General features: G+C 33.4%; 21 protein-coding genes. 10 read left to right on the forward strand and 11 right to left on the reverse strand.

The window, feature by feature from the left end; genetic code table 11:
• Positions 1-35: 35 nt before the first annotated feature.
• On the reverse strand, positions 36-941 hold the full coding sequence (locus GM3708_RS04835) for an LD-carboxypeptidase (protein ID WP_066344567.1): 906 nt from the start codon (positions 939-941) through the stop codon (positions 36-38).
• Between the two features lie 113 nt (positions 942-1,054).
• Here GM3708_RS04835 and GM3708_RS04840 point away from each other — a divergent pair, with 113 nt between their 5' ends.
• The 7 genes from GM3708_RS04840 to GM3708_RS04865 all read left to right on the forward strand — a co-directional run bounded on the left by GM3708_RS04840 (position 1,055) and on the right by GM3708_RS04865 (position 4,978).
• Complete coding sequence (locus tag GM3708_RS04840) at positions 1,055-1,324, forward strand: monovalent cation/H(+) antiporter subunit G (protein WP_066344568.1); 270 nt, start codon at positions 1,055-1,057, stop codon at positions 1,322-1,324.
• Complete coding sequence (locus tag GM3708_RS04845; RefSeq protein ID WP_066344571.1) at positions 1,317-1,904, forward strand: DUF4040 domain-containing protein; 588 nt, start codon at positions 1,317-1,319, stop codon at positions 1,902-1,904. The genes GM3708_RS04840 and GM3708_RS04845 overlap by 8 nt, the downstream gene beginning before the upstream one ends.
• 5 nt (positions 1,905-1,909) lie before the next feature.
• The gene (locus tag GM3708_RS04850; protein ID WP_066344573.1) at positions 1,910-2,572 is read left to right on the forward strand and encodes a Na(+)/H(+) antiporter subunit B; all 663 of its coding nucleotides are present in this window, start codon (positions 1,910-1,912) and stop codon (positions 2,570-2,572) included.
• A 182-nt stretch (positions 2,573-2,754) separates the two neighbouring features.
• On the forward strand, positions 2,755-2,928 hold the full coding sequence (locus tag GM3708_RS18820) for a hypothetical protein (protein ID WP_173644994.1): 174 nt from the start codon (positions 2,755-2,757) through the stop codon (positions 2,926-2,928).
• A 64-nt stretch (positions 2,929-2,992) separates the two neighbouring features.
• Positions 2,993-3,673, forward strand: coding sequence for an urease accessory protein UreF (locus GM3708_RS04855; protein WP_066344574.1), 681 nt, complete (start codon positions 2,993-2,995; stop codon positions 3,671-3,673).
• A gap of 57 nt (positions 3,674-3,730) precedes the next feature.
• A complete protein-coding gene (locus tag GM3708_RS04860; protein WP_144439278.1) occupies positions 3,731-4,195 on the forward strand; it encodes a hypothetical protein in 465 nt (154 codons plus the stop codon).
• Between the two features lie 9 nt (positions 4,196-4,204).
• Positions 4,205-4,978, forward strand: coding sequence for an ABC transporter ATP-binding protein (locus GM3708_RS04865; protein WP_066344576.1), 774 nt, complete (start codon positions 4,205-4,207; stop codon positions 4,976-4,978).
• Positions 4,979-5,227: 249 nt separating this feature from the next.
• Here the strand turns inward: GM3708_RS04865 and GM3708_RS04870 are convergent, their stop codons facing one another.
• Positions 5,228-9,229, reverse strand: a complete 4,002-nt coding sequence (locus GM3708_RS04870; RefSeq protein ID WP_066344577.1) for a response regulator — start codon at positions 9,227-9,229, stop codon at positions 5,228-5,230.
• A 483-nt stretch (positions 9,230-9,712) separates the two neighbouring features.
• Positions 9,713-10,390 (reverse strand): 2-C-methyl-D-erythritol 4-phosphate cytidylyltransferase, encoded by a 678-nt coding sequence (gene ispD, locus GM3708_RS04875; RefSeq protein WP_066344579.1) that lies wholly within the window; start codon positions 10,388-10,390, stop codon positions 9,713-9,715.
• A gap of 64 nt (positions 10,391-10,454) precedes the next feature.
• Between ispD and bioF the strand changes: the two genes are divergently transcribed.
• The gene (gene bioF / locus GM3708_RS04880; protein WP_066344580.1) at positions 10,455-11,615 is read left to right on the forward strand and encodes an 8-amino-7-oxononanoate synthase; all 1,161 of its coding nucleotides are present in this window, start codon (positions 10,455-10,457) and stop codon (positions 11,613-11,615) included.
• Between the two features lie 303 nt (positions 11,616-11,918).
• On the opposite strand, the gene GM3708_RS04885 is transcribed toward bioF, so the two are convergent.
• The 6 genes from GM3708_RS04885 to mrdA form a co-directional block, all read right to left on the reverse strand.
• Positions 11,919-14,612, reverse strand: a complete 2,694-nt coding sequence (locus tag GM3708_RS04885; RefSeq protein WP_066344581.1) for a hypothetical protein — start codon at positions 14,610-14,612, stop codon at positions 11,919-11,921.
• A 182-nt stretch (positions 14,613-14,794) separates the two neighbouring features.
• On the reverse strand, positions 14,795-15,811 hold the full coding sequence (locus tag GM3708_RS04890) for a PilW family protein (RefSeq protein WP_144439279.1): 1,017 nt from the start codon (positions 15,809-15,811) through the stop codon (positions 14,795-14,797).
• Positions 15,726-16,304 (reverse strand): prepilin-type N-terminal cleavage/methylation domain-containing protein, encoded by a 579-nt coding sequence (locus GM3708_RS04895; protein WP_144439280.1) that lies wholly within the window; start codon positions 16,302-16,304, stop codon positions 15,726-15,728. The genes GM3708_RS04890 and GM3708_RS04895 overlap by 86 nt, the downstream gene beginning before the upstream one ends.
• A 46-nt stretch (positions 16,305-16,350) precedes the next feature.
• Positions 16,351-17,115, reverse strand: coding sequence for a Tfp pilus assembly protein FimT/FimU (locus tag GM3708_RS04900; RefSeq protein WP_066344585.1), 765 nt, complete (start codon positions 17,113-17,115; stop codon positions 16,351-16,353).
• A gap of 403 nt (positions 17,116-17,518) precedes the next feature.
• Positions 17,519-19,405, reverse strand: coding sequence for a S9 family peptidase (locus tag GM3708_RS04905; RefSeq protein ID WP_066344587.1), 1,887 nt, complete (start codon positions 19,403-19,405; stop codon positions 17,519-17,521).
• A 78-nt stretch (positions 19,406-19,483) separates the two neighbouring features.
• The gene (gene mrdA, locus GM3708_RS04910; RefSeq protein WP_066344592.1) at positions 19,484-21,307 is read right to left on the reverse strand and encodes a penicillin-binding protein 2; all 1,824 of its coding nucleotides are present in this window, start codon (positions 21,305-21,307) and stop codon (positions 19,484-19,486) included.
• Between the two features lie 33 nt (positions 21,308-21,340).
• On the opposite strand from mrdA, the gene GM3708_RS04915 reads away from it, so the two are divergent.
• Positions 21,341-21,748: a hypothetical protein gene (locus GM3708_RS04915; RefSeq protein WP_066344593.1), complete on the forward strand. Its 408-nt coding sequence runs from the start codon at positions 21,341-21,343 to the stop codon at positions 21,746-21,748.
• Between the two features lie 235 nt (positions 21,749-21,983).
• Here GM3708_RS04915 and GM3708_RS04920 read toward each other — a convergent pair whose 3' ends face one another.
• Together GM3708_RS04920 and gmd are read right to left on the reverse strand one after the other, a co-directional pair.
• Positions 21,984-22,931: a GDP-L-fucose synthase gene (locus tag GM3708_RS04920; RefSeq protein WP_066344594.1), complete on the reverse strand. Its 948-nt coding sequence runs from the start codon at positions 22,929-22,931 to the stop codon at positions 21,984-21,986.
• Positions 22,932-23,028: 97 nt separating this feature from the next.
• Positions 23,029-24,093 carry a GDP-mannose 4,6-dehydratase gene (gene gmd, locus GM3708_RS04925; RefSeq protein ID WP_066344595.1) on the reverse strand — a complete coding sequence of 355 codons (1,065 nt, stop codon included), beginning with the start codon at positions 24,091-24,093 and terminating at the stop codon, positions 23,029-23,031.
• A 314-nt stretch (positions 24,094-24,407) separates the two neighbouring features.
• On the opposite strand from gmd, the gene GM3708_RS04930 reads away from it, so the two are divergent.
• Positions 24,408-25,235, forward strand: a complete 828-nt coding sequence (locus GM3708_RS04930; RefSeq protein ID WP_066344596.1) for an ABC transporter permease — start codon at positions 24,408-24,410, stop codon at positions 25,233-25,235.
• Positions 25,236-25,290: the final 55 nt, after the last annotated feature.

Raw genomic sequence — 25,290 nt, forward strand, 5'->3', positions numbered from 1 at the left:
ACGATAAAAATTATAAGTATTTCTAACTATTTATCTTATATTTTAGCCGTATCAATAAATTTAATTACCCCTTCATCGCCATCAATTTCCACTAAGCCACCAACGGGTAAACAAGCATTAACGCCGTCATGACCAAAGGGTAATTCACTTATAATTGGTATGTTAAAATCTGAGAGACGATCATGTAATACTTCCTCAACATTCCAACTGGGGATACTATCAGGAGGATTACAACCGCTAAATCTTCCTAAAATAATGCCTTTTACCTGATCAAAAATTCCCATTAATCGCCATTGAGTTAACATCCTATCAAGACGATAAGGTGCTTCTTGGACATCTTCCAAAGCTAAAATTATATTATCAAAATTAGGACAAATTGGGGTTGCTAATAAGTGAGTTGCTACGGTTAAATTGGCTGGTAAGAGCCTTCCTTGAGCTTTGCCACCACCCCAGCCATGTCCTTTTAAGGGGAGTAGAGGTTTCCCTTCAATATAGTTAAATAAGCGTTTTAATGACCAATCTGGCTCTTGGGATATAGTAGTTAAAACTGCACCGTGAATACTAATAATTTTTTGGTTATATAAACTCCACAGAAGGCTAGTTACATCAGAAAAACCGATTAACCATTTCGGTTGAGAAATTGTTTCCCATTGCCAATTTTCCAGTAACCTTACACCACCATAACCACCTCTAACGCAAATAATGCCTTTATATTCGGGATTTGTCCATGCTTTTTTTAGAGCTTGACGGCGAATTTCGTCTTTTCCTGCTAAATAACCTTCTTGAGCTCCATAATTTTCCTCTAAAATAACTTTATACCCGTTTTTTCGCCAAATTTCCACTCCTTCCTCAAATTTAGCTCTTTCTTTATCTCTAAGTGTACCACTAGGTGCGATCGCCAATAAAGAATCGCCTTTTTGTAATTGTGATGGTAGTAACATAGAAAGATGATGATCGATAATGAATGAGACTCATGTTATCATAATTCGTAATGAGCAATGGGTAATGAACAAAAAGACAGAAACATTTTCTTTTCCTAAATTCTAATTTTTCAATGAGTTATTTTTTTATTATTTTCGGCTTAATTCTTTGGTTATGGGGTACATCTTATTTATTAAGTAAACGTTCACCTCTTTATAAACTTCATAATCTTTCAGTATCAGATACTCTAGGATCAATAGCTATTGTTGTCGGGTTATTATGGAAAATACCCAGAGAATGGCCTTTATTAGTTTTAGCAATTATCTCTCTTGCTCTTTGGAATACTATGTTAGGTTATGTTTTAGCTTATTGTTCTAGTGATCGTCAAAATACTAATGAATAATCCTGATTTTACTATATATATCATTGTTGCTTTATTGCCATTATCAGCTTTTTTTTTGGTAATTCAAGTTAATCCTTTTTATGCTTTAATTATTCGAGGTATGTTAGGTGCGATCGCCGCTTTAGTCTATGCTTTATTAGGTGCAGCGGATGTCGCTTTAACAGAGGCTTTAATGGGAACATTGTTAGCTATCTCTTTGTATGTAATTGCGGTACGTTCTTCCTTAGTAATGCGTTTGGGAGTCTTAAAAAAAGATTTATCCACTGCGAATAATCAACAAAATACTTTAGATAAAGATAACTTATTTTCTCTAATAATAGAGCATTTTAAATCAGTAATTGCCAAGTATTATCTACGATTAGAATTAGTAGATTATGAGGATCAAAATAGTTTGGAAAAAGCTTTAAATGAGAAAGAAGTCCATGGTATCTTTTTCGCAAAAGAACATGAAATAAAATCTTCAAAACAAATTTATCAAAGTATCATTAGAATTGAGCGATTATACGAAATTTTCCAACAAGAAGAAAATAATTCTATGGATAATTTAACCTATATTTATTTAGCAGATAATAAAGACTAAAATTAATGAAGATAATTTATTTAATAGCTGGAATTGCACTGTTTATAAAAATATTAATTATTGTCAATCCAGAGTTAGATTTATCGCAAACCTCTATCGTTGAAATCGTAGTCAATGATACGGGAGTGCCTAATGCCGTATCAGGGATTATTTTTCGTAATCGTCTTTATGACACAATTTTTGAAGTAGTAGTCTTTACCATCGCTATTTTAGGAGTACAATATCTACTCGCAAATGAAAAAGTTTCTACAATAGTTTATCAATTTACCGATGAACCTTCTATCGTTTTAGCACGTTTAGCTTCCACTATTACTGCTCTTGTCAGTATAGAATTAGCTATCCGAGGACATTTAACCCCCGGAGGCGGTTTTGCCGCAGGAGTAGCCGCAGGTACTGCTATTGGATTAATAGTGATTACATCTTCTATTGATTGGATGTATGATCTGTATAACCATTATCAGGCAGGTAAATGGGAAAAAATCATCATTATTATATTCATCCTTTTAGCCGGAATTACTTTAGCTGGTTTTGAATTACCTTATGGGAATTTAGGATCATTACTTAGTGGTGGTATTATTCCCTTATTAAATATTTTAGTAGCCTTAAAAGTCGCATTGGGATCATGGTTAATTCTTTTGCTCTTTATTCGTTATCGAGGCTTGTTATAATCATCTTTTTGTTCTAAAAATTTTAATCAATAAAATCAATATAAATAATATTCTTAATAAAAATTAATGTTAAGAAATATAGCAATATATGAATCTTTTTAAAAAAAAGTTATTTAGATTAAAAGAAAATGTTACGTTGATTTTGATGAGAAAAAATTATATACATTATCAAAATCAAAATAATGAATAATAACCAACAAAAAGATTTAGTGAGTGCAGGTTTAACCGCTGCTATCGGTGCTGGAATTATTACTTCTTTTGCCGTTAGTCAAGGACAACATCCTTTAGTTGCAACAGGAATTACAGTTTTTTCTGCACTTTTAGCCGTAATTATTCATCAAGCGGATTTAATTTAAAACATATTTACAAGTACAAGTTATTAATCAAAGATTATTGATAATTAACAATTTTTAGTATTTCATGTCAGAAAAATTATTACTACTGTTACAACTGTGTAATTCCAGCTTTCCTTTAGGAGCTTATAGTTACTCTGAAGGTTTAGAAACTTTAATAGAAGAAAAGCGAATAATTGATAATCAAAATTTAAATCAATGGTTAATTAATGAGTTAAAATATGGCTCAATTAGAATAGAATTAGCTATCGTTATTCGTAGTTATAATTGTTATTTAAAAAAAGATTTAGAAGGTTTATTATATTGGAATGATTGGTTTAGTGCTAGTCGAGAAACCTCAGAATTAAGACAACAAAGTTGGCAAATGGGAAAAAGTTTTCTAAGATTAATGCTCTCTTTTGAGTCTGAAAATCAAGACTTATTTGATATTATTAATAGTTTTGATAGTCATTGTAATTATGCTATAGCTTTTGGTATTCTCACTGCCCATTGGGAAATAAAAATAGAAGATTTATTATTAGGATATATTCATAATTGGATAAATAATTTAATAAATGTAGGAGTAAAATTAATCCCTTTAGGACAAACAGAAGGACAAAATTTATTATTAAATATTAAATATGAAATCTTAAAAAATGTTGATGCTATTTTATCTTTGAAAGATGAAGAATTATCTAGTTGTAGTTGGGGTTTATCTTTAGCAAGTATCAAACATGAACAGCTATATAGTCGTTTATTCCGTAGTTAAAGAAATTTGTTATATAATATTAAGTTAATAAATAAATTGGTTGTGAGCATAAAATCGATGAAGATTATTGTTTCAATGTTATTAATTATTAGTACCTTAATAGTAGGATGCGATCGACAAACCTTGGATGGTTTAAACTTAAAAATCAATGCGGAAGTAAATTCTGAATATGATAAAGATAAAAATCTTTCGGAAGAAGAGAATCAAACACAAGTAACAGAAAAAGAAGAAATATCTTCAGAAGAAAAAACATCAACATCAGAATCTGACAAAGAATTAACTACAGAAATTGTTAATAATAAACAAGAAAAAGAAGAAGAAAAAATAACAGAAAATGACCCTGATCAACCCATGGCATTTAAAGAAATTAATGAATGTTCAAAGGCAGGAATTACCTCTAAAACCAACGAAATTTTTTATGCCGATAATCCTCAAGTAAAATCCATTGATTCTAAAAATGAAAAACAAGTTAAAGCATGGAAAAAAATCTATAATGAAGTAGAAAAAAATTGTAATAATTAAGGCTTTCTTATGAATCTATCTGAACCCATAATAGAGTTAAAGGAAGTCTCTAAATCTTTTGGCAATAAAATCATTTTAGATAAAGCCAATTTAAAAATTTATGAAGGTGATGCTTTAGTAATTATTGGACCTAGTGGCACGGGTAAATCAACAATATTAAGAATAATAGCAGGTTTAACAGAGCCAGACGAAGGAGAAATATATATTAAAGGAAAAAAAAGAGTCGGATTTATTGAAGATCATCAAGACTCAATGATAATTAGTATGGTATTTCAACAAGCTGCCTTATTTGATTCTTTGAGCGTTAGGGAAAATATCGGCTTTTCCTTATATCAACATTCTGGATTGTCTCACGATAAAATCAAAGATATTGTCAATAATGCGTTAGACATGGTTGGTTTACCCCTAGAAACCGCAAATCTTTTTCCCGCAGAATTATCGGGAGGAATGCGTAAAAGAGTCAGCTTTGCAAGGGCAATGATTTTTAATCCTAATAAACCAGAAGAAAGACCTGAAGTAATTCTGTATGATGAACCAACTGCGGGTCTTGATCCGATCGCTTCAACTATGGTAGAGGATTTGGTTCGCCATTTGCAAATTACTTGTAATGCTTACCTTATGGTAACACATCAAAATAGTACTATTCGTCGTACTGGCGATCGCTTAGTTTTTCTTTATGACGGGCAATTTCAGTGGGATGGTCATATTCAAGAAATTGATACGACAGATAATCCTCTAGTCAGACAATTTTTTAGTGCTAGTATTGAAGGACCGATAAAATAAATAGTACATAAACTTCATCTTAGTTAGATATAAATTTGTTTGCGAAGATAGAACAGGTGGACAGCCAGAGAGGTACAAAGAGGGATTGTATTTCTTGTGAATCAATAAAATTCTCTCAAAAGTGCATCGAATATTGACAAGTTTTTTTCCATTCTACTTGTCTACCTGTCTCGTCTTCACCATTTTTCTTCTGTCGAACTCAGGAGAACTCACGAACTGAGGTAAAATCGAGTGTTTTTACCATTGCCCCTAAATAATCGCCTCTCCTTTAATTAATTTTTGGGCGGCATTGAGCAATTCTTCCTCTAAATAAGGTTTAGTAAAATAGGCTTTTGCACCCAAATCGGCGGCAATTTTACGATGTTTTTCTGCACCACGAGATGTTACCATCGCCACAGGTAATTTAGATAACTTTTCGTCCTGTTGCATTTTTGCTAGTAACTCTAAGCCATTCATTCTGGGCATTTCAATATCACACAATAAAAGATCACAGGGTAAACCATCTACGACTTTATCCCATGCGTCTTGCCCGTCTCTAGCTTGTTCTACTTGATACCCAGCTTTTTTAAAAGTCATAGATAACATTTCTCGTACTACAACAGAATCATCGATAATTAAAACCATCGGTGCTGACTTTGATTTTTTCTTAAGGTTAGAGTTATTTTGTTGTTGAGGAGGTGTGGTAGATTTATTTACTTTTATGGTCGGTTTTTTCGTACTACCGGGTAATAATACTTCCCCTTCTACCATTCTTTTTGCCGAATCAATTAGATCTTTTTCTACATAAGGTTTAATGAGATAAGCAGAAGCACCTAATTCTGCGGCAATTCGTTGATGTTTTTCTGCACCACGAGAAGAAAGAATAGCTACGGGTATATGAGCTAAACTGGCTTCTTCTTGCATATGTTGTAATAACTCTAATCCGTTCATTCTCGGCATTTCAATATCACAGAATACAATATCACAAGGTAATCCTGATTGTAATTTTTGCCATGCTTCTTGTCCATCTCTAGCTTGTTCAACCCGATAATTAGATTTTTTGAAACTTATAGACAACATTTCTCTTACCGTAATCGAGTCATCAACAATCAACACTAATGGTTGAGTTTTAACTGGTTCAGAAACTGTGCGATCGCCCTCAAATCGTCCGGGCATATCCACATGAACTTTCGTACTTAAATTACCTTGAGCAATCTCAATCAACTCAATCACATCACCGATAGCCATAACGATTCCGTCACTACGCACGGTTGCTCCAGCTATACCTTTGGGCTTAGGTAAAGGACCAGAAATTTGTTTAATAACGATTTCTTCTTGTCCTAACACCTGATCTACTTGAATAGCTAATAAATTATTTCCCCCCCGTAAAATGATAATAGGGATAGTTTCCTCATCCTGATTATTGGTATAGATAATACTACGAGTAATTTGACGGTTATAATTCATCAAAGTACTTAAAGGACGAAATGGTAATAAAGTATTTTTCCAAAGAATACATTTTTGACCTTGGGCATTAATTTTAATTTCACTAGCAGAATAATCTTTAGTGTCTTCAATTCCATCAATAGGAAAAGCGATACGAGCATTATCATTCATACAACATAAAGCTTTACCAATACTCAAAGTTAAAGGTAAACGAATAGTGAAAGTTGTTCCTTGTCCGGGGGTTGAATCAACATTAACACTGCCTCTAATCTCGTTTAGTTTCGTTCTAACAATATCTAAACCAACCCCTCTTCCCGCATGACTATCAGCTTTTTCTTTCGTGGTAAAACCAGCATTGAATAAAAAATCGTAAGTTTCTTGATCTTTTAAATTTTTAGCTTGTTCGGGGGTAATTAATTTATTTTGAATAGCTTTGCGCTTAATTTTTTGAGGATCGATTCCTGCACCATCATCAGAAATAGAAATTACAGTTTGTGGTCCTTGCAAAAAAGCTCTAACGGTAATTGTACCGATGGGAGACTTACCAATTTCTTCTCTTTCTTGAGGTAATTCAATTCCATGGGTGATACAGTTTTTGGTAATTTGTAAAAGAGGATCCCATAAATGTTCAAGGATCATTTTATCAATTAAAACTTCTCGCCCTTCTATTTTTAGTTGTACTTGTTTATCATATCCTTGAGCAATTTTACGAATAGGCAGAGGAAGACGATCTGCATTTTGGGCAAAAGACACCATGCGAGACTTATTAATTTCTTCCTGTAACTGTGTGGTTACTTGTCGTAAATTTCTACCTAATTGATCAGTCTCATCCACAAGGAATTGAATATCAGAAGTTGATTCTCTTACCCTGACGATTAATTCGAGAATGTCTTGAGCAAGTAAATGAAATCCCGTAAAGCGATCAAGTTCTAATTCATCTAATTCTGGTAATTGAAATTGTTTATTCTCATTATTACTGACATTTTTAGGACTTTCACCATGAAAAGTCGATTCAGATCTATTTTCTGCTCTTGCCAATTGTGCTTTTACTGTCGCTTCATTTCTTTTGCGACTATCAATTAAAGCACCTTCCATAAGGCTTTTTTCATAAGTATCTTGCATTCTTGCTCCCACATCACTCAAATTCTGAACATGGGAAAGAAGATTATCTAAAAATTGTCTTAATTTCTCTTGATCTTCTTCTAAGCGATTACGACGAACTACCATTTCTCCCACAAGGTTATTGAGGTTATCCAGTTGTTTTACTGGCACTCTCATACTTTGTTCAAAAGTTTTAGCTTGATTATTATTTAATCCTTTATTGACGGGAGGAGTCCATTTTTGAGGTTTTCTTTCAACTTTTCCTGCTTCAGCTAATAGTTGATCTAAATCACTTAACTCTGTATCCACAGAAGCTTGATTTTCAGGAACAAAAGTTTTAATTTTATGATTCAGGAATTGTGAATCTTGTATATCTTCAATGGTGTTAGATAAATTTTGCCAGTCAACTTCTTCTGAATGTTTATAAGAAGAATTTACCAATCTTTCTAAATCGCTCTGATCTTCATAATAATTAATCACAGAATTATTGATAATAGATTCTAAATCTTCAAAAGAATCTTCTGTCCATGTAGCTAAACGATGTTGTAATAAGCTGCTTAAATCTTCAAACTCATCATAGAAAACCAAAGATATTAATTTTGATTTCACAGGCTGTAAAATTTGAAAAGTGTTAAAAGTTCCTGTACTAGGAAAATCATCTTCTATTTCTAAATCATCGAGATTTCGTAAAATATTTTTTAATTCTTCTTGAGGATCATCTATGATAACAGTACTTCTAGCTACATCATCAAATAAATTATCTAAATCATCCACATCAAAGTTTTCTTGAATTACCGTGACTTTATAATCATCTTCAGAAGACTCTAGTGATTCATTATCATTAAATAAACTATCTAAATCATCAGAATCATTTTCATTATCCGTGGCAATATGCTCATCTTCGTCTAAAAGAAATTCCCAATCTTCTGATGAATCCTGATTTTGATTATGACTTTCAAAAGTCTTATTTTTTTCATCAATTTTCCAAGCATCATCATTTTCTTGATTATTAAATAAATCCCTAACTTCTTCTGCTGTTTCAGGTTTACCGCTATGGGTAATGAGATCTTGTTCTGTTAAAAATACGGCACTAACTTCTTGACTTTGATTGGCAAAAGAATCGTCTTCTAACCATTCATCCAATAAACCATCATCATCAGAAATATTTATTTCGCCGAAAATATCACTATCATCCTCAGAAGTTTCATTCGTGTTATTATCTTGCTCAAATTGTTCGGGAGTGGGGGGATTAAAATCGATTTGGGTTTCTCGCCATAAATCTCTTTCAATCGTATTCTTTTGTTGATAAGTATCATCTTGAGGTATTTGATCTCTCATATCAGCGAAAATGGTTTCTACATCCATTAATCTCGCCCTAGATTGTGGAGCTAAACTTCTTAATTCATCACTAACACAGATGGCATTAATTTCATTTTTGACTAAATACTCTCCCGCATTTTTTATTTCTTTGATAATTAATTTGGTAGTAGATACATAATCATTCTCAGATTTGATGATAGCCGCTTTTGCCGTTTCCATGACTTCTACCCAACCAAAGAGATTTTGTTTTTTACCTTGGTTAGATAAATAATCACAATGGGATTTAATATTTTCCCGATTACGGTTACTATCCTCTTCTTTCAAAATCTTTAACATTTCTCCCAGACGTATTAGAGTCTGCTTATATAGTTTTTGGTTTTTGTTGGCTTGTTCGCTGGTAATCATAGACATTCTCTCAAGAAGTTTCGACTCTAAAGGATGGGATTAAATGTTAAACAGAAATTAAATATTGTTCGGGCTAAAATTTTTGATTAAATTGTGACTTTGATTTAGTAAAGTATCACTAATTTTCTCAAGTATAACTTAGATTTTGCTGTCCATTAAGTATTTTTGTTAAAGGTGCAAAATCTCAGAGGGTAGGCAATGAGTAATGGGGTAATACCTGAGTTCGACAGAAGAAAACTGATGGAGGCAAAACGGAGAGGAAGGGGGTGATTATTTTCAAAATGAGTCAACATCTGAATTAAATGAGATAAATAATGATCGAAAATCAATTTTAATAATGTTTAAGTCGATTCTCTCCTAGTCTTCTAGTCCGCTAGTCTTAAGAGTCTCACTTTTACCGACAATTTTATATCGAACTCAGGTAGGCAATAGCAATAACAATTTATCATCTCTTGATTAATCAATTCTAAAATATATTACATATTATTTTTGTTGTAAAATAAATTCGGCGATCGTTAAATCAAGAGGAGTTGTTACCTTAAGATTGGTTTCTTCTCCCGTGACGATTTTTACAGAAAAGCCACATTTTTCTAATAATGCCGCATCATCAGTAACTTCCCAACCTAAATTAAGTCCTTTTGCATGACATTCTTTTAATAATTTTACGTCAAAACCTTGAGGAGTTTGTGCTGCCCATAAATTTTCCCTTGGAGGAGTATCTGTAATCATCAGATCTGAGTTGACAACTTTTATGGTATCTTTAACGGGTATAGCCGCAATTAATCCTTGGCAATGTAATAAACTTTCAGCACAACGATCAAATAATTGAGGAGTAGCTAAACACCTTGCACCGTCATGTATTAAGACTTTTTCAGCTTCTTCAGGTAAGGCTTGTAAACCGTTATATACTGATTCTTGTCTTGTATCTCCTCCTTTAATTAGTTGCACAGGTTTTGAGGGATTAACTTCGGCAATAATTTTTTCAAAGACAGGAAAATCATAGGGTTGTCCCATAATACCAATCCATTTTATACTTTTAGATTCATTAGCCGATTTTAATGTCCATGCTAATAAAGGTTTTTCCTGTAATTTTAATAATAGTTTATTTTGATTACTTCCCATTCTTTTGCCCATTCCCGCCGCTGGAATTAATAAATACATATTTTTAAATGATAGTTAGAAAATTGTTCATGATTTATTGTTAATTATTAATTATTAATTATTTATGTCTCTTACTGAATATCTATCAAAATCTTTGAATACCATAAAACGGGCTAATTGGTATCGTCAAGAAAAAACAATTACTGGTTTATCAGGTGCAGTGATTGAATTAGACGGAAAAAAATTAGTTAATTTTGCTAGTAATGATTATTTAGGATTAGCTTCTGATGAACGTTTAATCAATGCCGCCATAGAAGCCTTACAAAAATATGGAACAGGTAGCACAGGCTCAAGATTATTAAGTGGACACCGAAAATTACATGAAGATTTAGAAACAGCGATCGCATCTTGGAAAGGTACGGAAAAAGCCTTAATATTTAGTTCAGGTTATAGTGCCAATATGGGAACAATTGCCGCTTTAATGAATCAAAAAGATTTAATTTTAGGGGATGAATATAATCATTCGAGCTTAAAAAATGGAGCAAAACTAAGTCAAAGTCAGGTAATTGAATATAGTCATAATAATTGTCAAGATTTAGAGGCAAAATTACACAAAAATAGAAGTCATTATCGTCATTGTCTTATTATTAGCGATAGTGTGTTTAGTATGGATGGTGATTTATGCCCTTTACCCGAACTGGTGGCGATCGCAAAAAAATATGATTGTTGGTTATTATTAGACGAAGCCCACGCCACAGGAGTTATAGGAAAAACAGGAGCAGGATGTTTAGAGCATTTTGATGTTAAAGGAGAAAATATCATTCAAATTGGCACATTAAGTAAAGCTATGGGCAGTTTAGGGGGTTATGTCACAGGAAGTGAGGTTTTAATTGATTTTTTGCGGAATCGTTGCCCTACATGGATTTATACCACAGCGTTATCTCCTGCGGATACGGCAGCCGCCTTAAAAGCAGTGGAAATAATTCAAAGGGAATCTGAAAAACGACAACAATTATGGCAAAATATAACATTACTTAAACAAAATCTTACTTCTTTGAATTTGAGCTTTTTTCCTTCAGAATCAGCGATTTTATGTTTAAAGTCAAAAACTGCTGAACAAGCCCTCATTTTAAGCCTAAAACTACAAGAAAATGGATTTTTTGCTCCTGCTATCAGACCGCCCACCGTACCGACTAGCCGTATTCGTTTTTCTGTGATGGCAACCCATAAACTAGAGCATTTCACACAATTAAATAAAGCGATCGCACGAATAGATAATACTTGAGTTCACTTCAGTTCGATAGAAGAAAAATGGTGAAGACAAAACAGGTGGACAAGTGGACAAGGAGAAAAATTCTCAATATTTGCACATTTTTGCGATAATTTTATTCATTCACAAGAAATATCATCCACCTGTCGCTCCTTCAACAACGAGAGTCAGTCATCACCGATAGTTTTATATCGAACTCAGGTAGATAATTAGGGAAAATTATTAGCAGAAGTTGGACAGGAAGATAATTGCTTAGATTGATTTACAAAACTTAAATCAAAATAAACTTATTACTTATTACTTGGCTAACTTAGCCTTTTATTGATCGAAACTACGAATGAAAGACTCTTGTTTAAGAACAACGAATTGGGGAGTTAAAGGAGGTAAATTTTCAATGTCGTTAAAAGCGATATCATAATCCCAAGGACGTAAAGGAGGACTATAAACATTACCACCTCCCCATGCACCTTGGGCATAAAGAGGAATTGAAATACTCACGAAAGAACCCCTGTAACGCCATTCTTTATTGCTCCAATTTTCCAAAAAGCGAGGATAATTTTCTAAACCACCATTATATGCGCCTGGTTTTCCACTAATATCCGTTCCAGAAAGAATAGCGGCATTTTGTTCCGTATGGGAAGAAGTAATTTTACTAGCCGCATCCCCAATACCATTATCACAATTAACATTCGTAAAGTGATTAATAGAACGATCTTGATTAAGACAAGCATTCGTAAGAGGGTAAAAAGTATCTGCTAGAAATGCCGCTGGTTGTTTATTATGAACTCGAACTTTAGCATTAGCTTCTGTTGTTGGATTAGTCAAATCAGCACTTTGACCTGTATGATAATCTTTTTCCCCTACATTGTAATCCCCTTGAACATAAAGACCTTGATCAGTTGCTATAGTCATCCCCGTAGGATCTTTATAGGTTGTAGTTTTACCTAAACCTAGTAATTGTCTCCCCCCAGTAAGAGCAAAACCATAAGGACTTTGTTTTGTTTTTGCAGTAGAGTAAGTAGTATTATCGATAGTAGCGTGAATAACTAATCCTCCGTCGGAAGTATCTTGAGCCGCTAAACCAAGACGCTGAAAAGAATTTACTGGTGCAGAAGTATCAGCATTGGCTTTTTTGTACAATAATTCGTTGGCGGAAACAAGATTAGTACCATTCAAATAAACCCCTTGGTGATTCCAAATTGCCAAACTTTGGATATTTAACTGTAAGATTCGCATATCTCGTCCTTCTCTTTCATTATAGAAACGAGTCAAAGCTTTATGAGTAGCCGCATTTCTTCCTATATCGGTAACAGGCGCACTTATATAACAACGAGAAGTATCTGCTACAGCAGTTCCTGTAAGTAAACCTGTGTACTCTCTTAAACCAGCTATTTGTTGGGGATTCATTTCCCTGAGATTATTCCAAGCGATAGTTCTTGAGGCTGTCGTGGTGAATTGTGCCGTCAAGCGAGAGTCATTGGAAAAAGAAGTGGGAGCAGTTGTTGGACCAAAATTAGTGAGGAAAGTATCTGTGGTGTTTATAGATTTTAGAGCTGTACCCATTAAAGAAAAACGCACAGGAGCATTTTGAGATTGTATTTGTGTTTGAAGATAGTCTTGGGCTACCAATCTAAAAGCATTTTTTTGAGCTGTAGTTAGAGTATTCCACCAAACTTGTACAGTAATACCTGAAAGGCTTATGGTAGGTAGAGCATTATCAAGAATAGGGGTACAAATATTAAAAGTACCATAAGTGCTAGTAATAGGTGAAACAAGAGGGGTGGATGCTGGAATTTTTGCTAAATCTGCACTCACCAGAACTGGCTTTCTTAAACTGTTTAGTTGAGCTTGTGAAAGATTTATTTCTACAGGACTTGTACCACTACGATCAATGGCTGTAATAGCAAAGGGGATAGTTGTTAATAATGTACTTGATGAACTGAGATTTGTCGTAGAAGTTGCTACAGGTTTATATTCAATGCGAATATCAGCTTTTTTGTAATAATCTCCTTCATTATTTAAAATACTAGGCTTAGGAATAGATACAGGGGCATCGGTTCTTACTTTTATTTGACTACCCCATATGTTATTAAGGCGTACAGGATCCATAAAGTTTGTTGTTTGAGTAGTACTACCAGTACCATTGAAAAGTAAGTTTAATAAACTTCCTCCTGCATTAGCGACTCTGACTCTTCCATCAGGAAAGGTTTCAGTAGTATTTTTTCTGCTATGAAAAATATCCTTAACAGTTGTCACTTGAGCTTTAAGATCAAGCCCGTTACTACTACCCATATATAAATTACCATTAGTGTGAACCGGACCGCTTAAAGTCATGGGAGGAGAAGGAAAAATTTCTAAATCTTCCGTATAAAAAGCAGCGAATTGAAACATGGGGATTAAGCGACTTTTCACATCCATTTGTAAGATAGCCGTTGCCTGTTTACCATCTTTTTGATTATTAATATCAGTCTCTTTAAAACTAAGGGCATAAATAGAATGACCAACTTCTAGCATGGATAAACCTTGATAAGCATCTCCTTGAGGTACTTTTCCTTTAACTCCTACTCCTCCATTTTTTTCTGTTACATAAGTAGTAACTAGAGTATCACTCATCTTTTGATCTGGAGATTCTATGGTTTTATCCTCACAAGCAAAGTCTCCTGAACCTTGATTAGCATTATTATCAAAACAGGCATCAGCTTTACTGGGAGAAGTACCTTGAGGTGTTCCATAATCTAAAAACTTTTCTCTGAGTCTATTTGCCCGAATATTTAATTGTGCCTCTGCACCATAAAATCCACTATTGCTACTGACGGCTGCGGTGCTGGTTTCTTTTTCCGATTGATTATTAGTTTTAGCATATAATGCCATAAGTCCACTTAAGGCTAAAACAACACCTAAAGCAATAACTAAAATGTAACCTTGTTCTTGATTAGATTTATGACTACCTTGAGTTTTTAGAAGGTGCAAAAGGAAGAAATTTTTGGGAGAAGAATTACGATTAATTTTCATAATATTTTTTTGTGATTTTTTTTTGTGATTTAGTAATAAAAAATAAAAATTTTAAAAGTATATAATTTTGAAACAACATTTCCATTTTCTGGAATATTTATCCGAAACTTTCCTTTAAAGCTCTGGGAATAAAAAGCCTTGTTAATCCTTCGGGGAGCAAATAGTATTTTTTCATGGCATTGTTAATTAAGAGTGTTACGGATAAAGAATTTTTGAGACATTGTTAAATCTTCTGATCTTAATTTTTTTGCAGAAGGATTATCCTTATTTTTTTGTTTAACTGTTGCCTTTATATCTAAATATTTTATATTCTCAAATTTGTAATTATTGGGAGTAGTGTCACAATTTGTTGGTGTACCACTTTCGGGGATTCCTTTACATTTAGAGTCGGAAATCGTACCATTATTAGCTATACTTTTAATGGTGGCTTCGATATTTAGCTTTTCTACATATTCAACTAACTTAAAGGTATCTTTATCATTGACAGTTAAGGTTAATATATTATCTTTCACCTCATACTTTCTCTTATCCATCAAATAAATTGAACTACCGCTCGGATAATTTTCTGTCCAAGTGGTACTAGAGATAGTAATAGTACGAGGATCAGCAGTAAGATTTTCTCCTTTATAGTCAAAAAATTGTCCTGTATTTGTTGCTGAGTTATGGATATAGCCTTGAACAGTACCGCCATCAGCAATTCTTTTATTTTTCCATTGTTCAAGAATACTGGTATCGGTACTAATTTTTAAAGTAGTATTAGATTGATTTTTTATTAATGCCTCACTAAGATTTAAGGGTGTGGGGATACTTACTTTGCGAGTAGTAATTATCGAAGTCTCATTGGCGGTGCCAACATTAAAGACTTCTAATTTAACCAAAGGAATAGAAGTATCAGTTAATCCTTGTCCTATCTGTTGCATATCAGGACCAATAGTAGCCAAAACGGTTTTTAATCTTTGGTTAACATCGGCGACTCCTTCATCTTGGACAAAACTTTGTCTCATACTATTAAAGCCACCTAAAGCAAAGCCTAAAAGAATCATCCCCATCACCGTACTGGCGATAACTTCAATGAGGCTAAACCCACTAAAACTGTTATTATCATCTTTTTTATTACTTAAGCCTAGTAAAAGCAGCTTGGGCAGTATAGTAAACTTGTTCGCTTGTGGTACTTGTGGATTGTCCTGTATTTTTATCATAGGTATATTTTATAATTTTTGGATGTGTAACTTGAATAATAATAGATCTGATATTAGATGCAGCATTAGAGCCACAGTTACTAATTACATTGTTATTGTTGATGGCAGGGTATTCATTGGAACAAATAGTGACTACTACCTTATATTTGTATCCTCCAAAATCTTTTTTTTCATTATCAGTTAGTTGAAATATTGTTGATCCTAGTTTGTTAATGGTTTTAGTCCTGAATTTAGGAATGGTGTCGAAGGTTTCTCGGAAATCATATCGAATACCTTCTAAAATTTCTTTAGATAAAGACACAGCACCAGTGGTTATTTTTTGTTCTAAATTTTGTACCTTTAGCATTAACAGAAACTGTAAATTAATGGCAAAGGCAATACTTAAAATCGTCATGGCTACTATCGTCTCGATAAAAGAAAATCCTTCGGGTGATTTCTTTTTGTGAGTGAAAAAATAATATTTAAGTTGTGAGAAAAAATTGTGTTTAGTCATAGGGGTTATTTTTTAAAAATGGTCGAGCTAAATAAGTAATTGATAATTAATCACTAATTGCACCTCCCTGATTTATGGTTATTAGTTCTTGCTGTTGGGTTGTAAGATTTTTAAAAGTTAAGGTTAATGAACTTATCGGGGCGTTATTTCCATCTAAAATAGAAATAATACCCCGACTATTAACACACATAGTCCAATTTTCCTTTGGTGTAAAAGTAACTAAAGCTTTGGGTGGATCTTTTCTTTTATCTTGAGGTAAAGTTACATCATCTCCCTGAAGACGTTTATTCTCTGACCAGTTATCAGCTAATTCTACTACAGCATCTTTTGGTTTAGTAACGGCAGTGCCTAATTGAATTGTCAAAGAGTCAGGAATTCCTATAATATCTGCCTCCGTGCCACCTACGGCAATTTTGTCTCCGACATTAAATCCGGCGGAAGAGAGGACTTTTATATCTGTTGTGGAAGACGCATCTTCTGACAACTTAGTGACTGAACCACATCCTCTAGTTTGTGCTATTTCCACCAGAAATTTATTCTCTGGTTGATCAGGATCGGGTTTAATCCTAATGGCAGAGGTACTAGCAACGGCTGTATTACGAACTTGTAGTAAAATATTTTTAAATTGATTCCGACCGTCTATTTCTGCGGTGGACTCCCCTCTTTGTTGTAAAATAGTAGGGGCGGCAATAGCACTTAAAATACCAAATATTGCAAGGGCTGTGAGGATTTCAATGAGGTTATAGCCATCATTTTTATTGATATTTAAAGACTTGAATAAATTAATTATAATTGCGGATTTTTTTTTCATATATTCCCTCTCTCCCTATGAAAAACATCTTATTTTTTCGATAACTCTACTTTCCATTATATATAGTTTAATAGCTTATCTTTATCCGTGTTAATACTGATTTTTATATAAACTTTCAATAAAGAAATATTGCAAGATATTTAACTTTATAAAACTTTTATTAATGAGGAAAAATAATTAAAAATTTCATAAAATAATGGATTTTAACAATGATATTTTAGGATGATAAATGAATGATAAAAATTAGCTTATTATAAATAGAAATTAAATTTTCAAATAGATGATTTTAAAAAGTTTTTTTGAGAAAGAATAATTTAAAATTGATAAGTAATTAAAAATTATTAGTAATATTTAATTGTTTTAGTTTCCTTAAAAATTTTTATATTTTTATTTAGGTTATATCTTAATTAAAAATAAGAGCATAAAATTCAAATTCTTCTTCTAAAGCTCTTTTAATATTTTCAGCTTTTCTAAAGCCATGTTGTTCATCAGGAAAAGTTACATATATTGTTTTAATTCCTTTGTTTTTTAGAGCTTTAACCATCATCTGTGCTTGATTTGGTGGCACAATTTTATCTTCTAATCCTTGAAAAAATGCCACAGGACAAGATAATTTTTCTATATGATTAATAGGTGATCGAGCTTGATAAATAGCTTTTTCTTCAGGATATTTACCGATTAAATTATCTAAATAACGAGATTCAAATTTATGGGTATCTTGAGCTAAGGCTTCTAAATCACTAACACCATAATAACTAGCACCAGCTTTGAAAGTATCATAAAAAGTTAATGCCGCTAGGGTAGTATAACCTCCTGCACTACCTCCAGAAATTGCTAATTTATTTTCGTCAACTTTTCCTTGTTTAACTAAATATTTTGCAACATTTATACAATCTTCTACATCAACAATTCCCCAATTTTTATTTAACCTTTGGCGATAATCTCGACCATAACCAGTACTACCACCATAGTTAACATCAACAAAAGCAAAACCCCTACTTGTCCAGTATTGTATTCTTAAATTATAACTGGCTGTGGTGGCAGCAGTTGGGCCTCCATGACTTTTGACTAATAAGGGGGGCAATGAGTCTTTTGGGGCACAAAAATCTTTATTTTTCGGAGGATAGTACCATGCAAAGGCTGTTTTACCATTACTAGTAGGAAATTCTATCTGTTGAGGTTCGCTTAAGTAACCAGTATTAATACTTAAATTACTGGATTGTTTAAGTATTTTTGTTTCACCTGTGGCAATATTGATTTTAATTATCCCTGTTGGTTGAGTGGGTGAACCTCCAGTAAATAAAATATTATGATCTTTTACTTGTAAATAAGCGATATTGGTAAAGGAAATATTAAGATCTGTTAAGCTTTTATTTTTAGTGTGTAAACTTGCTAAATGAGAAATACCATCTTGGGTGTAAGTACAAATAACAGTATCATCATCCGCAAAACCATAAACTGATTCTCCGAAAACCCAATGAGGATAACCAAACTCTGCATCTAAAGCGTATAGTGAAATAATTTTTCCTTTTTTTTCTCGTCGATAAATATTCCACCAATTACGGCGATCGCAACTAAAGTATAATGTACCATTAGGACTAAATTCTGGTTGGCAAACGGATTCATTTTTACCACCTGCCACTAATTCGATATTAGTTAAAGTACCATCAGGGTTAATATCAGCTAAATATAATTCTGTACTATCCCAAGGCATATTTGGATGATGCCATGATAACCATGCTAATTGAGAGTTATTAGGGGAAATACGAGGAGAAGAGTAAAAATCTGCTCCACTAATTATCGTTTTCACTTCTCCTGTGTTTAAATCAATGGTAACGATTTTATTTTCAGGTTCAGTGTTAGGATTACTATGATCTTCGGCGACACAAATTAAACAATTACGAATCTTATCAAAGGAAAAATCAGCATAACGTAAAGAAGATTCCGCCGTTAGGGGTTGAGGAATTTCTCCTTTTTTTTGTAAATATAACCGTTGATCACTAAAGTTGGTAAAATAGATAGTATCGTCATGAATAAAAAAAGCACCTCCCCCATACTCATGAACACGACTACGAACATTAAAGGGTTTTGGGGTAATATCAACCGTTGTACCATCTTCTTGTAAACAGACAATAACAGATCTTCCGCCTTCTGATGGACGACTTTCTAACCAATAGATATTATTTCCATCAAATTTTACCGCTCCTAAACCGATGGTGCTAGATACGATTAAATCTGAACTTATAGGCGATCGCCATGATCCGTAATTTGCGATTGTAGTTTCTGTCATACTTCCTGTTATAACTGCTTAATGATTATCTTGACATAAATTTTCGTCAGAGAAAATATCTTTTCATTGACTTATTAACTATGATTTCGCTTTAAAATACGCTTCTAAAACCTGTTTAACAATAGGTCCAGCCGTTGAACCCCCTCCCCCACCAGAGTGTTCGACAAAGGCAACTACAACGATTTCAGGCTTATCATAGGGAGCAAAACCACCAAACCAAGTATGAGATTTCCCTGGAGGTGCTTCAGCAGTACCACTTTTTCCTGCTACAGCGATACCACTAAGGGCGGCTTTACCACCTGTACCGCTACTAACCACTGCTCGTAAACCTTCTCGAATGGTACTGACGGTTTCAGGTTTTAAATTGAGAGATTGACGTTTTTTGAGGAAAGCAGTTTTATCTTCATAAAGATGGGGTATTACTTTATAACCGCCATTAGCAGGTACAGCAAACATGACAGCTACTTGTAGGGGAGTGGCTTGGGTAAAACCTTGTCCTATGGACATATTAACAGTATCACCAACAGTCCATTCCCAATCAAATCGCTTTTTTTTCCATTCATTGTCAGCAATTAAGCCCGGGGTTTCTTCAGGAATTTCGATACCTGTCTTACTACCAAAACCGTATTTTCTTGACCAATCTATCAAGGTTTCACCACCGACACCATTGCCTATTTGCCCAAAGAAAGTATTACTACTCCATGCCATTGCTCTTACAAAACCCATCGGTCCAAATCCCGCTCGATTCCATTCTCCAAAGGCTGTCCCCCCCACATGAAGGTAAGCATAAGTAGGTAAAACTGTTTTAGACGAAAACTTCCCTGATTCCATTCCAGCCGTAGCCGTGACGATTTTAAAGGTGGATGCGGGAGGAAATCCCATTAAGGCACGATTAATTAAAGGGTAGCCTTTTGCTTGTACTTCTTGCCATACTTGTTCTGTAATTTTGCCAGAAAAAATATTAGGATCAAAGGCTGGATAGCTCACCATCGCTAGGACTGCACCATCACGAGGATCAAGGGCTACTACAGCACCTTTGCGATCACCTAGAGCTTTTTCGGCTACTTTTTGTAATTCTAAATCTAGGGTAAGGGTAACGTCATTTCCTGCTTTTGCTTCTTTGATGCCTAGTTTACGAATAACTTTTCCCGTGCCATCTCTTTCCATGAGGATTCCGCCCCATTCTCCTCGCAATTCTGACTCAAAACCAGCTTCAGCCCCCATTTTACCAATCACATCTCCCATACGATAACCTTCTTTTTGACGTTCTCTTAATTCATCAGCATTAATTTCTCTTGTATAACCTAGAACATGAGATCCAATTTTATGATTAGGATAATATCTTACAGTGTCAGCATCGACTTCTACTTCTGAAAGTAAATTCCTATTTTCTTCAATGGCAGTGATTTGTTGAGGGGTTAAATTACGGGCGATACGCACAAGAGTAGGAGAATCATAACCTTCTTTTTCTAAAATATTTTGTAAGTTATCTTCTGATATACCCAAAATTTTTGCTAACATCGTCTTTGCTTCTTGCCAATTTTCCTTTTTTTGGGCAATAGGCCACAAGTAAGCAGAATGAGACAGCCGAGTTGCTCCTAAAATTCGACCTTTGCGATCAAATAAATTACCTCTAACGGGAGGTTTTGGGATAATTTTAGTGCGGTTATTGTCAGCTTTAAGGGAATACTTGTCACCTTCGACTATTTGTAGGTATCCTAGACGAAAGCCAATAGTGCCCACAAGAAAAAGACTGATTAAGAGCATAATAAATACTGGTTGGTCATTTTGTCCTACGGTTAACCAAACTTTTTTCTGTTCACTTCTAAGACGATTGACTGTATTTTTTTTGCCCCTAATATAATTATCTTTAGGCTTTTTGACTAAGTTTGCGAATCCCATGAATTTGTTATTGATTGCTTAATTATTTTTATTATGATCCAAAATAGCTTATCTCCTCTTTTTTTAGAACTAGAATCTCATTGTAGCTCTACTGCTATCCTTACTTTTCTTGATAGTGAAGGAGAAGTATTTGTGGTAGATTTAACCAGAAAACGTAATCAAGTTAATTATGGTTATCAAAAGGGGATAAAGGAACTATTTATGATTCGTTTACTCAAGGGCATTACTACTCATGGTTCAATTATTTTGCGATCTTTTACTGATGAAATTGATCAATATACTAATTTACCGATCAAAGAATTAAGAGGATATTTGCTTAAAAGGGAGGGCGATCAGATAGAATTTGAAAAGTTATCGTCGAATATGATGTTTGCTTGTCATAACACCGATGCAGAAACGGGAGAGCCTCGAGCATTAGAACAATCTGTACGTTATTGTTAAATAGGCAATGGGTAATAGTCGTTAAAATTAATAATCTTTTATTTTAAATTGATTTTATTTTTAAATGTAGTTGATGTCTAATAAGTAAGAGTTTTTTAATTTTTTACTAATTTGAAAAGATGCAACTTAAATAAATGGGTTTTACCTTTAGTTTATTTTTTACCAGATTGGCATCCCAACACCTGTTTGATATTTTTTTGTTTTTTGAAAACTAGGCGTGGGATTTCTTTTGATATTAAGTGAAAGTTTCACTATTTTCCCGATACCATTGAATAGTATTTTTTAAACCCTCTTTTAAGTCTATTTTGGCGGTAAAACCAAAAGCATCTTTAGCTTTAGAAGTATCTAAACAACGACGAGGTTGCCCATTCGGTTTATCAGTTTCCCAACGTAACTCACCGTCAAATCCCATCAATTCACAGATTAATTCTGTTAAGTCTTTGATGGTAATTTCAAAATTAGTTCCCAAATTCACAGGATCAGAATTATCATAAAATTGAGTCCCCATAACAATACCCCTTGCCGCATCATTAGAGTATAAAAACTCACGGGTAGGACTTCCATCACCCCATACAGGAATCACTCTATCTCCTCTTTGTTGTGCTTCGTGAACTTTACGAATTAATGCAGGTATCACATGAGAACTACGAGTATCAAAATTATCTTCAGGTCCATACAAATTTACTGGTAAAAGATAGATACCGTTAAAACCGTATTGAAGACGATAAGATTCTAATTGTACAAGTAAGGCTTTTTTGGCGATGCCATAAGGTGCATTTGTTTCTTCAGGATAACCGTTCCATAAGTCTTCTTCTTTGAAAGGTACTGGGGTAAACTTAGGATAGGCACAAATAGTACCAACACAAGTGAATTTTTCTACCTCAGCTTGATAGGCCGCATGAATTAATTGAGCCCCCATCATTAGGTTGTCATAAAATAATTCCGCAGGTTTTTCCCTATTTAAACCAATACCTCCTACGTGGGCAGCTAAATGTATAATTACATCTTGATTTGTTACCACTTTTTGACAGTTTTCCCATTTAGTCAAATCATAATCTTTTGAGCGTGGAATGGTTATTTTATCTGCATTTGCACCAGCTTTAATTAATTCGGCGACAACTTGCTTACCTAAAAAACCAGCACCTCCTGTAACAAGGATTTTTTTTGTACTTAAATCTAACATAGTAGTTAATAGTTGATATACTTCTTTCAAAAGTTAGGCAATGGTGAATGGTGATAAGAATTTTTTTAAATTTTAACGAGAGTTATTTATTTAATTCTTAATTAACGTTATGTAGCATATTTTGACGAATATAAGCTTGATCTTTTATTTTATTACCATTAGTAATTCCAATAGCTTCTAAATCAGCATCTACCATTAGATGAACTAAATCAGTGAATGTAACGCTAGGTTGCCAACCTAATTTTTCTTTTGCTTTTGTAGGATCACCTATTAATAAATCTACCTCCGCAGGGCGCAAATAACGTTCATCAAAGGCAACATAATCTTCCCAGTTTAAGTTAACGTGAGAAAAAGCCAACTCTAAAAATTCTTTGACTGAATGGGTTTCTCCTGTGGCAACAACATAATCATCTGGTTCTTGTTGTTGCAACATTAACCACATGGCAACGACATAATCTTTCGCATAACCCCAATCTCTTTTTGAGTCGATATTACCTAAATAGAGTTTTTTTTGTTTTTCTGCTACGATACTGGCGATCGCTCTGGTAATTTTTCTGGTTACAAAAGTTTCACCACGACGGGGACTTTCATGATTGAATAAGATACCGTTACAAGCAAATAAATTATAAGATTCACGATGATTAATTGTCTGCCAATGGGCATATACCTTTCCACAAGCATAAGGACTACGAGGATAGAAGGGGGTGGTTTCTTTTTGAGGAATTTCTAAGACTTTTCCGAACATTTCTGATGATCCTGCCTGATAATAACGTATATCAGTAGAAGTTCTCTGCTGATAATCTCTAATGGCTTCTAGTAATCTTAGTGTACCCATAGCGACACTATCAACAGTAAATTCTGGGGCATCAAAACTTACCCTAACATGAGACTGCGCACCTAAATTATACACTTCATCAGGTTGTGTCTCTTCTAAAATACGACGTAAAGTAGTACCATCAGTTAAATCACCATAGTGAAGAAAAAATCTAGCATCTTCTTGATGAGGATCTTGGTATATATGATCTATTCGATCAGTATTAAAAGTGGAAGTCCGTCGGATAATACCATGAACGTGATAACCTTTGCTCAATAATAGTTCACTTAAATAAGAGCCATCTTGTCCTGTAACGCCTGTAATTAAAGCTGTTTTATGATTGGTCATTTTTGATTAAATCAATTTTGATATGTCTTTATGGAAGGTTATATAGCAGAAAACGAGTTGATTAGGACATTATTAAAGCCCAAGTAGTAACTAATTATAGTTTATGTTTTGGTTAAGTTTATTCTATAGAATATCATTTTCAACAGACTATAAAATAGTTGAGACTCATATTTAACTTTAAAATGAACCGATTTTATAGTAACTTATTTCAATTATCCTTTTAAATGGGGAGAATAGCTAACAGGAAAAGAAGGTAACTCTAAGATACAATAATTTTATTAAATAGCAATAGTTAATTATTATTTTTAATATTTATGATTTTAACCAGAAAAAAAACTTTAATCTTTGTAGAAAAATTGTCTTTTTGGCATGAGCTGGAACGTTATTGGCAATTACTTTCTGTTTTAGTGCCACAAAACTTAAATACTCGTTATCGTGGTTCTTTTTTAGGAGTATATTGGTCATTATTAAATCCCATTATTATGACTACTTTATATACTGTTATTTTTGGTACAACATTTGCTTCTTATTTCGGAGATTCTATTATTAATTATATGTTTGCGGCTTTTACTGGTTTATTAATAATTAATTTTTTTAATTCTTCTACCACTCAAGCCTTAAGTAGTATTGTTATTAATGGAGATTTATTAAATAAAATTAAGTTACCATTGCCTGTTTTTCCCTTATCAATGATAGCCGCTAATATTTTCCAATTTGTGGTTGGTTCATTACCATTATTAATCATTGTTACATTAATAAAAACTCACAATCTCTTATCTGTATTTTTATTATTATTACCTTTTATTGCCCTAGTTTTAGTTTGTACTGGAGTCGGTTTATTTTTAAGTGCTTTATTTGTCTTTTTTAGAGATTTAGGGTACTTTTATGAAATTATGACTTTTATTGTTTGGATTACCAGTCCCGTATTTTATCCTGCAGAAATTGTTCCTCAAAGAGTACAACCATTTCTATATCTTAATCCTTTAGTACCAATTATTGAAAGTTTACGACAAATAAGTTTAGAGGGAACTTTTCCTGAAATTAGTCACTTGATGAAAGGCTTTTTAAGTGGCATAATTATTTTAACTTTAGGGTGGTTATTTTTTCGTCGAGTACAATCATCTTTTATGGATTTACTTTAAACAAGTTTTCTTTTTAATTACTATTTATTACTTTTATTATCACTATTAAAAATTG

The sequence above is a fragment of the Geminocystis sp. NIES-3708 genome, from assembly GCF_001548095.1.
Classification (GTDB): domain Bacteria; phylum Cyanobacteriota; class Cyanobacteriia; order Cyanobacteriales; family Cyanobacteriaceae; genus Geminocystis.